The organism is Rhizobium croatiense (assembly GCF_019793465.1).
Taxonomy (GTDB): Bacteria; Pseudomonadota; Alphaproteobacteria; order Rhizobiales; family Rhizobiaceae; genus Rhizobium; species Rhizobium croatiense.
Genome location: NZ_JAILYJ010000006.1, coordinates 125649 through 139057, shown reverse-complemented (window position 1 = coordinate 139057; position 13409 = coordinate 125649). Strand labels below are relative to the sequence as shown.

Annotated in this window: 12 protein-coding genes; 3 read left to right on the top strand and 9 right to left on the bottom strand. The window is 57.9% G+C overall.

Annotation, left to right across the window (positions count from 1 at the left end; genetic code table 11):
• Positions 1-36 precede the first annotated feature (36 nt).
• The 3 genes from K6M89_RS11865 to K6M89_RS11855 all read left to right on the top strand — a co-directional run bounded on the left by K6M89_RS11865 (position 37) and on the right by K6M89_RS11855 (position 3985).
• Positions 37-1800 carry a type I secretion system permease/ATPase gene (locus tag K6M89_RS11865; protein ID WP_222139566.1) on the top strand — a complete coding sequence of 588 codons (1764 nt, stop codon included), beginning with the start codon at positions 37-39 and terminating at the stop codon, positions 1798-1800.
• Positions 1801-1815: 15 nt separating this feature from the next.
• On the top strand, positions 1816-3156 hold the full coding sequence (locus K6M89_RS11860; RefSeq protein WP_097578954.1) for an HlyD family type I secretion periplasmic adaptor subunit: 1341 nt from the start codon (positions 1816-1818) through the stop codon (positions 3154-3156).
• Between the two features lie 133 nt (positions 3157-3289).
• Positions 3290-3985 carry an SGNH/GDSL hydrolase family protein gene (locus K6M89_RS11855; RefSeq protein ID WP_222139565.1) on the top strand — a complete coding sequence of 232 codons (696 nt, stop codon included), beginning with the start codon at positions 3290-3292 and terminating at the stop codon, positions 3983-3985.
• 40 nt (positions 3986-4025) lie between these two features.
• Here K6M89_RS11855 and K6M89_RS11850 read toward each other — a convergent pair whose 3' ends face one another.
• From K6M89_RS11850 to K6M89_RS11810, 9 genes are all read right to left on the bottom strand, one after another.
• Positions 4026-4502: a glycosyltransferase gene (locus K6M89_RS11850; RefSeq protein WP_222139564.1), complete on the bottom strand. Its 477-nt coding sequence runs from the start codon at positions 4500-4502 to the stop codon at positions 4026-4028.
• Positions 4499-4957, bottom strand: coding sequence for a glycosyltransferase family protein (locus K6M89_RS11845; RefSeq protein ID WP_222139563.1), 459 nt, complete (start codon positions 4955-4957; stop codon positions 4499-4501). The genes K6M89_RS11850 and K6M89_RS11845 overlap by 4 nt, the downstream gene beginning before the upstream one ends.
• Positions 4958-5105: 148 nt before the next feature.
• Complete coding sequence (locus K6M89_RS11840; RefSeq protein WP_222139562.1) at positions 5106-6146, bottom strand: acyltransferase family protein; 1041 nt, start codon at positions 6144-6146, stop codon at positions 5106-5108.
• A gap of 3 nt (positions 6147-6149) precedes the next feature.
• Positions 6150-7544 (bottom strand): O-antigen ligase family protein, encoded by a 1395-nt coding sequence (locus K6M89_RS11835; protein ID WP_097578243.1) that lies wholly within the window; start codon positions 7542-7544, stop codon positions 6150-6152.
• A gap of 24 nt (positions 7545-7568) precedes the next feature.
• Positions 7569-8552: a glycosyltransferase family A protein gene (locus tag K6M89_RS11830; protein WP_222139561.1), complete on the bottom strand. Its 984-nt coding sequence runs from the start codon at positions 8550-8552 to the stop codon at positions 7569-7571.
• Positions 8549-9433 (bottom strand): glycosyltransferase family 2 protein, encoded by an 885-nt coding sequence (locus K6M89_RS11825; RefSeq protein WP_097578247.1) that lies wholly within the window; start codon positions 9431-9433, stop codon positions 8549-8551. The genes K6M89_RS11830 and K6M89_RS11825 overlap by 4 nt, the downstream gene beginning before the upstream one ends.
• Before the next feature lie 126 nt (positions 9434-9559).
• The gene (locus K6M89_RS11820; RefSeq protein ID WP_097578248.1) at positions 9560-10504 is read right to left on the bottom strand and encodes a glycosyltransferase family 2 protein; all 945 of its coding nucleotides are present in this window, start codon (positions 10502-10504) and stop codon (positions 9560-9562) included.
• A gap of 39 nt (positions 10505-10543) precedes the next feature.
• On the bottom strand, positions 10544-12064 hold the full coding sequence (locus tag K6M89_RS11815) for a lipopolysaccharide biosynthesis protein (RefSeq protein WP_097578250.1): 1521 nt from the start codon (positions 12062-12064) through the stop codon (positions 10544-10546).
• Positions 12061-13401, bottom strand: a complete 1341-nt coding sequence (locus K6M89_RS11810; protein ID WP_222139560.1) for a polysaccharide pyruvyl transferase family protein — start codon at positions 13399-13401, stop codon at positions 12061-12063. The genes K6M89_RS11815 and K6M89_RS11810 overlap by 4 nt, the downstream gene beginning before the upstream one ends.
• Between the last annotated feature and the right edge of the window lie 8 nt (positions 13402-13409).

The window sequence follows — 13409 nt, the reverse complement described above, 5'->3', positions numbered from 1 at the left end:
TCGCTGCGTCCGCGTGCGGCAGGAGAGGATTGCTTCGTGTTTCAGAGTTCAACAGCTGACGTCAATGAACCGTCCAAGGCCTTGCGGAAATGCAAAAACGGGCTGATCTTCATTGGCATAGCCAGCGCGCTTATCAATATCCTCTACCTTACAAGTTCATTTTTTATGCTTGAGGTGTATGACAGGGTTATTCCCAGCAAAAGCATACCGACGCTCGCCGCGCTGGCAATTCTTGCGTTAACCCTTTACGCCTTTCAGGGAGCCTTCGAGGTTCTCAGGAGCAGAATGCTCGTACGCGTCGCCGGTGCGCTCGACGAGATGATGAACGGGCGGGTGTTTCGGGCGCTGATCAGGGCGCCGCTGAAGGTCAAGGTCGGCGGCGACGGGCTGCAGCCCCTGCGCGATTTCGATCAGATCAGAACCTTCCTGTCCGGCATGGGGCCGACGGCGATGTTCGATCTGCCCTGGCTTCCCTTTTATATCGTCATCTGTTTCCTCTTCCATCCGGCGATCGGATATATCGCCATCGGCGGATCGCTGGTTCTCGCCCTCCTGACGTTCCTGACCAACCAGGGTACGCGTACACTCTCTAAGCAGCAGTCGGAAGCCGCCAATATGCGCAACGGTTTTGCGCAGAGCTCGATCCGCAACTCCGAGGTCATCCACGCCATGGGCATGGCGGGCACCATGGCCGAGATCTGGGATCGCAAGAACGGCGAGTACCGGCAGATCACCCGGCAGGCATCGGATGTCGGTAATGGTTATGCGACGCTTTCGAAGATTTTCCGTATCGCCCTGCAATCGGGAACGCTGGCGACCGGCGCCATTCTCGTCATTCAGGGACAGGCCTCTCCGGGCATCATCATCGCCGGCTCCATCCTGACATCCCGCGCTCTGGCGCCTGTGGAAGCGGCGATCGGAAATTGGCGCGGTTTCGTGTCCGCCCAGCAGAGCTGGGGCCGGCTGTCGAACCTGCTGAAGACGATCCCGGAGATCCCGGCTCCGCTGACGCTTGCGGCGCCCAGCAAGCAGGTCACGGTCGAGGGTGTAGCCAGCGGACCGCCGGCCGGCCAGCGGCTGGTCATTTCCGATGTCAGCTTCGGTCTGCGCGCGGGCAGCGCGCTCGGCGTCATCGGCTACAGCGCCTCGGGCAAGTCGTCGCTGGCGCGGGCGATGATGGGCATCTGGCCGACGGTCAGGGGGTCCATTCGCCTGGATGGCGCGGCACTCGACCAGTGGGACGGCGACGCCCTTGGCCGCCATATCGGTTACCTCCCGCAGGACGTGGAGCTTTTCTCCGGCACCGTCGCGCAGAATATATGCCGCTTCGCCAAGGAGATGTCGCCGGATGCCGTGGTCGCGGCGGCGAGGGCTGCCCGCGTTCATGATCTCATTCTGCGTCTGCCAAACGGTTACGAGACTGAAATCGGCGAGGGCGGTGCCGCGCTTTCGGCCGGTCAGAGACAGCGTATCGCCCTTGCGAGAGCGCTTTACGGTGAACCGTTCCTGGTCGTGCTCGACGAGCCGAATTCCAATCTCGATGAGGAAGGCGAGCGGGCGCTGAGCGCTGCGATCATGAGCGTGCGGGCACGCGGCGGCATTGTCGTCGTCATCGCGCATCGCTCCGGCGTTCTGGCCGTATGCGACTTCGTGCTGATGATGCAGGAGGGCAGAATGATCGCATTCGGCCCCAAGGAAGAAGTTCTGGCCCGGGTCAGCCGGCCTGAAGCGACGCGCACTCCGATTGCCGAGCGCGTGGCTCAGCTCAAGGTCGTGGTCGAAGGCAATGCAGCCGAATAGGCCGGAAGGACGATGATGAGCAAAATCACCAATGAATCGAAACGGTCCCTCAACCGTCACGTCGCCGTTGTCGGCGCGCTGTCCATCGCGCTGGTGTGCGGCATCGGCGGTTGGGCGGCGACGACCGAGCTTTCCAGCGCCGTTATCGGCGAAGGCGTGGTTATCGTCGACGGCGACGTCAAGAAGATCCAACACCCGACCGGTGGCATCGTGTCGAAACTCCTGGTCGCCGAAAACGACCATGTGTCGGCTGGGCAGGTGTTGATACGGCTCGATGGAACGACGACGAAAGCGCAGCTCTCGATCGTCGAAAGCACGCTGGCGCAGCTTTATGCGCGTCGTGCCCGTCTCAAGGCTGAACGGATCGGCGCCGATTCGTTCAAGGTCGAGGAAAACATAAGCGATCTCATGACATCCAGCGCTGCCGCATCCAACAAGGCGGCGTCCAGAAATGCCGCACGGGACCTTCTCGACGGCGAACAGAAATTGTTTGACAGCCGCAGGTCGGCGCTCGTCGGAATGAAGAGCCAGTTGGCGTCTCGCAAGGATCAGCTGGCCGAGCAGATCAAGGGTCTGGTCGTTCAGATCAACGCCACCAATGATTCCCTCAGCCTGATCGAACAGGAACTGGAAGGCGTCGATGCGCTCTACAAGAAGGGACTGGTCACACTGCAGCGCTTGAACGCGCTCAAGCGCGCACGCGCCGACCTTCAGGGTAATAGCGGCCAGGAAATCGCCGCAAAGGCGGAGGCCGAAGGCAAGGCGATCGAGATCGATCGCCAGTCGATTCAGCTGGACGAGGATCGCCGTTCGGAGATTGCCAAGGAACTGACCGATGTCGAGGCGAAGATCGCCGAAAATGAAGAGCGCCGTGAAACCGCGCTCGATCAGCTCCGCCGTCTCGATATCACCGCGCCATTGAGCGGCAGGGTCCACGAACTTGCCGTTCATACGATCAACGGCGTCATTGAGCCGGGCCAGACGCTGATGCTCGTCGTTCCCGAAAACGACGATCTGACCGTCCAGGCGAAGGTCGCCACCCGCGATATCGACCAGCTCCATGTCGGCCAATCCGTCGATGTGCGTTTCAGCGCCTTTGATCAGCGCACGACGCCGGACGTGCGGGCGGTGATCACCTCGATTGCGCCTGATACCGTCAAGGATGAGCGAACCGGGATCAGCTACTATCCGCTGCGCGTCAAGCCGGAGGCGCAAAGTATCGCGAAGCTGAAGTCGATGAAGCTCTATCCCGGTATGCCGGCGGAGGTCTTTATCAAGATTGCCGATCGTACCGTCATCTCCTATCTCACCAAGCCGCTGACCGATCAGATGCAGCACGTCTTTCGTGAGGAATGATCGGCGGCTTCTGCGCGCCGCTGCTGCATATAGCAACCTCTCAGGCAAGCTTTGCCCATCCGGCTGGAGGCAAAGCTTGCCTTGTGCCATCCTGACGGGTGACGGATAGCTCCCGCCGCGATAGGGTCTCTTCATGATATGTTTGCGGCTTTGGCGAGCGGTGCCGACGGAGAGGCGACTGGCATGGGCGCGGGTTCTGTTTTTGGCCTGCCTCTTCATGGTTTCATCGACGGGGAAGAGTGATGCCGAGAACCTTCCGCCGATGAAAATCGTGGCTTTCGGAACATCGCTGACGGCGCGCGGGGGATGGCAGGCCGGGCTTGAGGCAAAGCTTGCCGCCTGCCTGCAGAGACCCGTCAGGGTCGAGAGCGTCGCCAAGAGTGGCGAGACGTCGGCCTGGGCCTTGACCCAGCTGGACCGCGTCGTCGCCGAGGAGCCGGATATCATCCTGATCGAGCTCTACGCCAATGACGCAACATTGCACCGGTTCGTGTCGCTGGCGCAAAGCCGAAAGAATATCGGCGACATTCTCGATCAGCTGCATCGGCGCCTGCCGCGCGCGCGGATCATCCTCATGGCGATGAACCCGTTTTCGGGACTGCGGGGACTGATCCGTCCCTTCGTCGGCAGTTATATCTCGGCCCATCAGGCGGAGGCACAGAAGCGCGGTTTGGAGTTCGTCGACCACCGGCCGGGCTGGGAGCGCCTGAGCCCGGACGATCGGGCCGCCGCAATTCCCGACGGCGCGCATCCGCGGCCCGAAGCTGCTGCGAGGATCATCGTGCCCGCACTCCTCGGACATATCGCCGGCCGCGATTGCGGAGAATGAATTTCCGCCGTCTCGGAGATGTCTGCGGCCGGTCGCGGGCTCAGCCTGCCGCGAGATAACCCTTCAAATAGTTGACCAGCGACGTCCGGCCGACATCGGACGGATCTTCATGAGAGGGACTGCTGAGGTCCTGCAGGAGATAACCTTTCAGTTGGTCATCGTCATGCGCGACATAGATGCCCGGCCGGTCAACGAGCTGGCTGACGGTCGCCAGCTGATGATCGTTTCGGTGCTCGCCAAGGGCTGCCTTGCGGGGAACGAGAATAATCGGTTTGCCGAAACGTTTCGCCGTGAGCACGGTGCCGATGCCCGCGTGAGAGACGATGACGCTCGCCTCGCGAAACATCCTGTCGAAGTCGGCAGGTTCGATATTCTTGATCCATTTCATGTTTTCGGGCGTGTAGGTGCCCTTGCCGATCTGCGCCAGAACCGGCCGGCTCAATTCTTTGGCGAAGGCGTCGACCGCCTTGACGAGGCGGTCGAACGGCAGCTGCGTTCCGACGGTGACCAGGATCAAAGGACAGCTCCTGCGTAATGCGGGCCGTCCGGCCGCGACAGATGTTGCCATTGCGTGAGCCAGAGCGTCGCGATATGGCCGGCCAGTTTCCCCGAAAGGGACAGTTTCTCGACATTGGCGACGCTATCGATCCAGATCGTGCGCTTGCCCGTCAATTTCCCGGCGAGCAGGCAAAAAAGCCCGGGCGCGGCACCGGTGGAGATGATGACGTCGGGCCTGTGCCTGATGACGATGGCGAAAGCGCTGAAAAAACAGCGGATCGACATGGTGATCGAGTCGCGGCTGCAATCGGGAAGGACCACTCCGTCCCGAATCTCGTATTTCGAAAGCAGCCCCGGGATGGTGGTTGCAAAAATGATGTCGCAGCCCTCGAAGGCGCTGCGCATGGTCATCAGCTGTTCCCAATGGCCGCCCCCTGACGACGCAGCGAGAACCTTCAATTTTTTCTCAGCCATAGACAGGCATCTCCTATGTTTGACCGATGATTAGAGGCAAGACCATTCCACCGAAACCGTGGCTGTAGCACGGCAGTTTAATCGAATTCTAACATCATTGGCCGGCAGGTCGAGCGCATGGGACGGGAAAATCTCAATTCGGGGCAGCTCACCTGACATACTTATAAACGGGTCCAGCCATCGGCACTGCCTGAAGCGCCATCTTGGCTAAGATCGGCAATAACGTCCCGGCAATCATCAATATAACGATCATGAATGCAAACCATGGCCCGTGATAGGGCAGGATTTTCACATAGACACCTTTGGCGATTCCAATGAAGATCGTATTGAGCAGATAGATCACCATTGAATTCTGGCCGAACCAGAGAAGGAGTTTGTCGTTTTCGAAAATCGGCAATCTGACCAGAGCATGCAGGAACGGGATCGACGCTGCCCCGCATAGAAGAAGCCAATAGGGGAAACTCCGTCCGATATAAAGTGCGGCTGCGAAAACGATCAGCCAGACGACGATATATTTGGAGAATATGTTAAGCGCCTGGGCCGAGTATTTGCAGCTCAGCATTCCCGCGGCGAAGAATACGAAATAGCTCAGAATTCGCGCGACATAAAACCTCTCCGAAGCGGGGATGAAGTAGATCGCCAGCGAGAACAGGAAAAGGATGCCGATCTGCCGGCCGCTCAGCCGCCACAGGATGGGTGTCAGCACCGAATAGACGAAAAGCACCAGAAGGTACCAGATCGAAATGGTCGGGTTGTTCGGGCTGTTCGAAATCACAGCCCATGGGCCCTGCCAGAAGCCGCTGACGCCATCGTCGACGTGAATGAACATCTCGGCGAGCTGCTTGCCGAAGACGTTGACCAGGCACATCACGATAAACGGGATCAGCAGCCGGTCAAATCTCTTGGCGAAGAACGCGCCGAAATTCCGGTCGAGCGCATTGTGCGCGCCGGTGAAAAAGAACACGAAGCCGCTGAGATACATGAAGAACGGCATGTGGAACGTGTAGATCGCGGCTTTCGTCGCTTGGTACCATGCCTGTTCGCCAAGCGTGCCCTGCATGACGAGGTGGCCGTAGACGACCAGCAGGATGCCGAGGCCTTTGCCGCGTTCGATATCCAGCAATTTCTCGCGTTCAACGCTGACCGCAGCTCTCTTCGATTCCGGCACGGCCATTGGGGCGCTGGTCATTGCCTACTCTCCTGAAACGGGTTGTGAATGGTCGAAGCTCCGCCGCCCGGCCGATCTTCTCGAGAGAAGCCGCCGCCGACGCGGCGGGACGATGGGTTCCGTCGTCATGGGCAAGACGGAGACGAGGACCGGCCATAGACCGATCGGCGCGAGCATCATTCCCGCTTCGGTCATCGCCCCGATCATGACAAGAAGGATCAGGGCGACCTCTTTCGCCTGGACGGTCTGAAGCTGTTGGCTCCTGTAGACGGCGGCAATCTTCTTGAAGATCCGCGTCAACAGGAAAGCGATCCAGCAGAGAAAGCCCGGAATACCGATATTGAGACAAATCTCGAGATAGGTGTTGTGCAGGGAGCGGACGGTGTGGCCGAGACGGACATATTCCTCGACAATGTCGGCCTGCCGGAACGTGGCGAAGCCATAGCCGAAGATCGGCCTGTCGTAGATCAGCGGGATCACCTGTTCCCAGATATCGGAGCGGCCAGATAGCGTCAGGTCCTTGCCGAAAGCTTCAGCAACGGCCTGGGCGACGCCGAGATAGGCGATCGAGCCGGCGACGCCGATGAGGATGCAGAGGAAGAGCACGATCAAAGCACGAGCCATATTGTGCCTGACGTTCTCCATCATCTTCAGACCGAAAATCGTGGCGAGACCGATCGCCACCATGACGACGGCGGTCGACGACAAGGAGACCACGACAAGGAGCAGGGTCAGCAGGATGGCGAAGCTTCTCAACAAGCCGCTGTAGCGGAGCCTGGGGGAGGGCAGGCGATGGGAAATAAGCACGATAAAGCAGATCGCGCTGAACTGTCCCATCGTATTCTTGTGATAAAACAGTCCCTTCACTGCTCCCGCCAGCGAGCCGCCCATGATCCCGAAACGCGGGAAGGCAGCCGTATAAAGGACATTTGCGAAGGCGGAGAAAACGGCGAAATTGGCCAGGAGACGTAAGGTTTCCTCGTTGCCGTAGCGCAGTCGAAAGAGCAGGGGGCCAAGCGCCAGGAGACCGACGGCCGCGGCGCCGCGAACAGAGGCGCCGAAATCGAGCGAACCGGCGAATGAAGCCACGATGGCAAAGATCACGATGCATGCGAGGGGCGAAATGCCGCGGAAAAAGGCGAGGAACCGGTTCGGTTCAAGAAGACAATAAAGGCCGATCAACGGGATCAGCGAATAAAGCATCAGCTTCTGAGGAAGCGGATCAACAGACACGCCCTCGTCGAAATTCGCAGGATAACCATACCACATGCCGGTGGCCCGGAGCAGCGCAAGGTAATATATCCCCGTCAGGAGCAGACGGACGAGCGTCTCCTTTTTTATGCCGTGGCGCGGCCGTGCGCGGGCGGCCGGCTGCAGGCCGATATTTCCGTCTCGAACATAGGTAGGGCCGACACTCATCCGAGGGCGCTCCTGCAAACAGTATCAGAGGGCGGCATTGGGCTTATATTCCTGGTATGCATGTCCGAGGATGCCGTTGACCATGCCGGCGCCGCGCAACACGTGGGTCAGCGCCCGCATGCCCCAATAGGGTGAAATCACGATCGCTGGCAGCATGGCCAGCCCGAGTATCACTCTCGAGGCGCCATAGGCGGCGCGATAGAGCCGGCGCTTGAGGTTGCCGTGCAGAACTTCGCTGACTGCGAAAGTGTTGCCGAGCCGGTATTGCCGCTGCAATACCCACTTCCAGGTCATGCGGCTGGCAGGAACGATATCATAGACGAGCGCCTTGTCAGCCCAGAAAACCTGCATGCCGCGGCGAATGGCCTGATTGAAGAAGAGATAATCGGTGCCGCCGGTGAAGCGCATCTTTTCTTCGAAGCGCAGATTCCATGAGCGGATCAGCGGATAATCGAACATGACGTTGTTCGAAGCCGCATAGGAAATGCGTTGACCGTCCTTGTTCTTCTTGCGCTCGAAAACCTTCGCCTTGATGAAATATTCCGGCGGGTTGTCGGGATAGACGGGCTGGACGGGACCATAGACGCAATCGGCGCGGTTTTTCTCCCGGGTCTCCAGCATCGCATCGAGCCAGCCATCGACGGGCCATTCGTCATCGTCGAGAAAGCAGAAGAGGTCAGTGCCGGCAGGAACTGAATCCATGGCGCGGTTACGCGCAAAGGGTATGCCCTGGTTCGGTTCGACGACATAAATCAGATCATAGGCGCCCGTCTGGCCAAAGCCTTCGACGGTGGCTCTTGCGCTGCCGGCGGCATCATTGTCGACGATCACCATGGTCAGATGATAGGGGCGAGCCGGATGCCTGGTCTGGCGCGTCATGACGTTGAGCAGCTTGGCGATCCCGTCCAGCCGGCGATAGGTCAACACGCCGACGGCGATGTTCAACGGCGGCATGCCTGGTTGATCGGCTTCGGCCGACGAATGCGGGAAAGTGTCTTGCCGGTTCATGACTGTCCTCCGCGCAGCATATTTCCCAGACGCTTGCGCGCCGCCATCAAGGCCACTTCGGTTGCGGCATCCTGGCCGAAGGGGCCGCCGGCAACGGTGTTGCGGGCTTCGCTGCGGAGTTTGAGCAGCGATGTCGTTTGCGCGATACCACCGGCCACCAGGCTCTTGCCGAGTGCTTGCAGACCGTCATAGCGGCGCGCCAGTTCCAGCCCGGTGGCGATCATGATCCGCGGGCGAAGCGTCTTTGCCCGGCTCGTCCCTGTGTAGCGGTTCGACGCATGAATGCGTTGAAACGTCAGCGGCGTCTCGATGATGGCGCCGCGGCCGAGATAGGCCGCCGCGAACTTGATGTAATTGTCGCTGAGAACCACATCCGTCGCCACCGACATCGGCAATATCTGCGACAGCAGGGCGCGGCGGAAACTCAAGCCGGATGTCGGCACCGGAAGCGAAGGGAAACCGCCTTTGCGCAATGTTTCCCGCTTGTCGAACAGCGTCACCTGCAACTCCCCGGGAGGCTGGTCGTCTTCTTTGGTCGTCACACGGTCGAAGCACCAGTCAATCTCGTTGCGGTCATAGATTTCGGCGATCCGCGCTAGTTTGCCGGGCAGGAACGTATCGTCGGCATCGAGGAGAAATAGGATATCCCCGCTCGCCGCGTCAAAACCGGCATTGAAGCTCGAGGCCTGGCCGCCGTTTTCCTTCAGCACGGACCGAATGCGCGCCCCGTAGGAAGCGAGAATCTCCCTGGAATCATCCGTGGAGCCGTCGTCGACCACGACGACCTCGAAGTCCGGATAGTTCTGCGACAGAACGCTGTCGATGCATGGGCGCAGGAACTGCCCATAGTTGAAATTGTTGATCAGCACCGAGAGTTTCAAATTATCGTCTCCTACAGCGCCGCGCGTCTTTTCATACGCGCAAAAGACGCTGTAACACGTTGAGATGCCGCATGATTTATCCTCAAATTGTTTCCGATTTAAGGAAACATGCAGCAGGCCAATCGATTACCGCGCCAAGGTCCCAGGCGCGTATCGGCGAATTCCGGCGCGATAGCCGCGCATGTAGTAATATTTCCAGATCGCCCAAAAACGCGTCTTCGATTGCGGCAGCAGATAAAGCATCGCTGCCCGGAAAGCCCATTGCGCGCTCTCGATCCAGGTCGGAAGCGGAACTCCGCTCAATCTCACCCCTTCAGGCACCTCGTCGGGAAAGAGCGCCGGCATGCCGTAGCCAAGCCGCTCGCCTCTTTTCTGTACCCAAGCCTCGGTGACGCTGGAAGCCGGAATCCAGTGATGAACCACGGCCTCGGCGCATCGATAGGATTTGACGCCATTCGCCGCCAGGCGAATGATGATTTCCGCATCCTCACCCATGGCGAAAATCTTTCCCGGAAGAGGACCGATATCTTCGCGATAGCGCACACTTGTGCCAAGCAGCTCTCGCCGAATGATCGTATTCGGACCCCAGACCTTTGTCGGGTCACACGGTCCGCTTTGCGTTTCATCGACGATGGCAAAGGTGGATCCCATCGGAATCCACTCGATGAAAGGGTCTTTGGGTTCTTTTTCCCAATCGGGAACGATTCTGCCGCCGAAGACGCCGTAACCCGGATGAGCGACGGCGCAGTCGACGATCGCCTTCAGCCAGTTGGGTTCGGCGCGGACATCGTCATCGGTAAAGACGATGAGATCGCCCTTCACCCGATCCAGAGCCAGGTTCAGCGCCCCCGACTTACCGGGCGTGCGGTGCTGCAGGATGGTGATGGGCAGCTTGTCGTTATAGGATTTCAAAAGATCAAACGTGCCGTCATTGCTGTTGTTGTCAACGGCAATCAATTCCCATTGGTCATGAGAAAGCTCCTGGCACAACAAGGAATCCAAAGTGTGGCGCAGCCGGCGGCTGGCGCCATTATAGGATGAGAACACCACGCTAAGTTTGGGATTCGTCATGACTTGGGGCCTCGTTTTCGAATTATGTGGCGTGCGGTTTTATACGGATCTTTCACGTGGCTTCCTGAAGCGTCCTAAAATGGCGGAAATTACCTTCATCAGCTCAGCTTCCACGCCTATTTGAGATCGGCCACTAATTATCCACAGTACAGCATGGACAGAGCAATAGACGCCGCCGCCCAGCAGCACCGTTTCGACAAGGGCTTTACCGGCGGCGAAATTATTCGTGATCGGACCTGTCAGTTCACGCAAGGCCAACAATGCGAGGATCATCGCACCGCCGCTGACCCATGATCGCCAGGTCACGAAAAGCTGCCGCCAGGGGCTGAGCCCGGTTAAGGATCTGACGATGTAGAAATTGACAACCGACACCACTATGCCGCCGGATATCACTCTAGCAACGAGCAAGCCGATTAGTCCGAAAAAATATAGACCGGCGAGCACGATCGGAACTCTAAAAATGAGAAGCACGATACCTCTGTTAAACAGGGTCCGAGTGGCGCCCAAAGCATAGGCAAGGGCGTTCGAGGGGCCAAAAACGATCTGCATTCCAAGCACCGGTGCGATGAATTGGATAACCGTGACGGCGATGCTCCATTTCGGACCGAGTGTCAGGTAGACGAAAGGTTCGGCTATCAGCGCAAGGCCGACACCCATGGGAAAACCGATCGCAAACAGTGAGGCCTGACTTTTTTGGAAGGCTTCATTTAATCTTGTCTTGTCGCCAGTCAACTTCGCAAAACTGGGGAATAGGACCCGCTCCAGCGGCTGGAATGCAGACTGCGTGATCATAGCAGCAACGTTGTTGCCGACATTATATGCGCCAAAGCTCGCGATCCCGAGAAGGCCACCGGCAAGGAAATTATCGAAGCGATTTCCGATGATCGTAACGAATTGATTCAGGGTAAGCCAAACCGAAAAATTCGTGAGTTTTCGCCACGACGACAAAGTGAAGTGGGGAATGTAGGGCGCTCTCACGTAGGTCGCGACGATCGCGGTGATGGACGCGGCCATCGCCCCGGCGACGATTGCCCAATAGCTCTTGGTCAGCCAAGCAACGCCTACGGCTACCACCAGCTGCGCCGTATAGTTCAACGCCTCGTTCTTTGCGACCGTACCAAAGTCGAGTTCCTTGGAAAATGTCACGTAGTAAGGACTTCCTAACCCGCTTAAGAGGGGCCGCGACGCGAGTCCTGCACAAACACCGATAAGTCTCGGGTCGTTATAGAGGTGGGCCATGACAAACCCGCTGATCACCATGGCAATCGCCAGCAAAACGCCGCGAATGGCGCTGAGCGTAAACGCGGTATGGTAATCCTCCTCCTTCACGTCCTGATGATGAATGAGCGCATTTGCGAGCGATAAGTCGGTCACGGATGTCAGGATGATCAGCAATGTCGTACCCAACGCGACCAGACCAAAGTCTGCCGGTACGAGAATGCGCGCGAGAATGATCGTCATCGCCAAATTTGCGAGCCGACCGTAGAAGACACCTGACATCAACCAAAACGATGCCTGGAGTGTCTTTGCCCCTATTTGCTTGGGTGCAGTTGTCATCATGATGCCTGCTTCATTGCTTTCGCACCAAGGTGGGCTGGTTGCGAAGATAAGGACGCCTGGATGAGGGGGCCTGCCGACCAAGCCGATGCAGATTGTTCGCGAATTCTGGGCGCCGCGGCTTGATAGAACTCATCCAAATGTCCCGTGAAATCGAGTACACGTTGGGTGAAGCTCACCGGTTCAATATGCGATATGTCCGTTACCCATTGGCTCTGAGACAAACCTTGATAGAGTTCAGTCGTCTTGAATTCGTAGGAAATCGGCAGCACCGGCACTCCGGCACACAATGATAAAATGGCCATGTGCATGCGTGTGGAGATAACGAAATCAAAATCAGTCACTTTCTTTAGCAAGGCATCGGGACCATAAAATCCTGAATCTACAGAAACCGACTTTCGCGTTTCTGCATCCAATCCATCGGCAATCGCCTGGGCGACGATGGAGTCGTCATAGTGGTACTCAGGAATACCCTGACATGTCGACAGAAACGTGACTTCGGCATTCCTCGTCTTCACGAGCTCCGAAATCGCTTGAGTGACCGCACTCTTATATCGACCCATGCCTTCTTGCGGTGAAAGCCCTTCAAAGTGCGCCCAATCACGGACGGAGACGGCGACCTTGAGTTTTTCCGATCGCTCCGATCCCTGCCGCTTTGACAGGCGTTCCATATCTGCAAAGGCAAAAACGCTATCAGAAATCACTTTTAGACGATCGTGCTCGACGCCGATGGCACGCAGATTGTTTTCGGATTTTTCATCCCTCAGAAGCGCCACTCGAACCTGATCGATGATGGATTTAACTCTTTGTTGGTTTTCCGGTTTATTGAAGGGGCCGAGCGACTGTGTGAACAGCACCAGCGGCTTATTGAGTGCCAGATCCTTCTCGAATTCTTCAAACCGAGTTGAAAGATCGTAGTGCTCAACCAGGTATGTGCCCCCTGTGGAGACAACCAGGTCCGCTTTGGCGTAAAGGGCAATATTTTCCCGCGTTTGCTTCGTTAAAAGCGGGCTCCAGCCGACACTTCCGTTATTGTTTTTTGCGGAGGTCAGCAATCTGCGGAACTCTCGCTTTTTCAACACGCCAATCTTTCGACGGAGACGTGTCGCCAAGCGCTTCCCGATCAGCGGAAGCGAAATCGACGGTGGCGCTGCGAGGGGTGTGGTCAGCGGGCGGAACTTGATATCGGGGTAGTAACGCGCGGCGACTTCCGGATTGCTGTCAAAAACAACAAACTCAGTCTGCTCGCCGAACGTGCGACGCAATATCCGGATTATCGCCAGCATGATGGCTGCATCACCCGCATTCAAACAGACAGTGTTCTCTATCAATATCAACATGGCGAGCT

Coding starts and splice junctions, on each gene's coding strand:
- K6M89_RS11860 (WP_097578954.1), top strand. CDS start 1,816: ATGAGCAAAATCACCAATGAATCGAAACGGTCCCTCAACCGTCACGTC.
- K6M89_RS11855 (WP_222139565.1), top strand. CDS start 3,290: ATGATATGTTTGCGGCTTTGGCGAGCGGTGCCGACGGAGAGGCGACTG.
- K6M89_RS11845 (WP_222139563.1), bottom strand. CDS start 4,957: ATGGCTGAGAAAAAATTGAAGGTTCTCGCTGCGTCGTCAGGGGGCGGC.
- K6M89_RS11840 (WP_222139562.1), bottom strand. CDS start 6,146: ATGACCAGCGCCCCAATGGCCGTGCCGGAATCGAAGAGAGCTGCGGTC.
- K6M89_RS11835 (WP_097578243.1), bottom strand. CDS start 7,544: ATGAGTGTCGGCCCTACCTATGTTCGAGACGGAAATATCGGCCTGCAG.
- K6M89_RS11830 (WP_222139561.1), bottom strand. CDS start 8,552: ATGAACCGGCAAGACACTTTCCCGCATTCGTCGGCCGAAGCCGATCAA.
- K6M89_RS11820 (WP_097578248.1), bottom strand. CDS start 10,504: ATGACGAATCCCAAACTTAGCGTGGTGTTCTCATCCTATAATGGCGCC.
- K6M89_RS11815 (WP_097578250.1), bottom strand. CDS start 12,064: ATGATGACAACTGCACCCAAGCAAATAGGGGCAAAGACACTCCAGGCA.
- K6M89_RS11810 (WP_222139560.1), bottom strand. CDS start 13,401: ATGTTGATATTGATAGAGAACACTGTCTGTTTGAATGCGGGTGATGCA.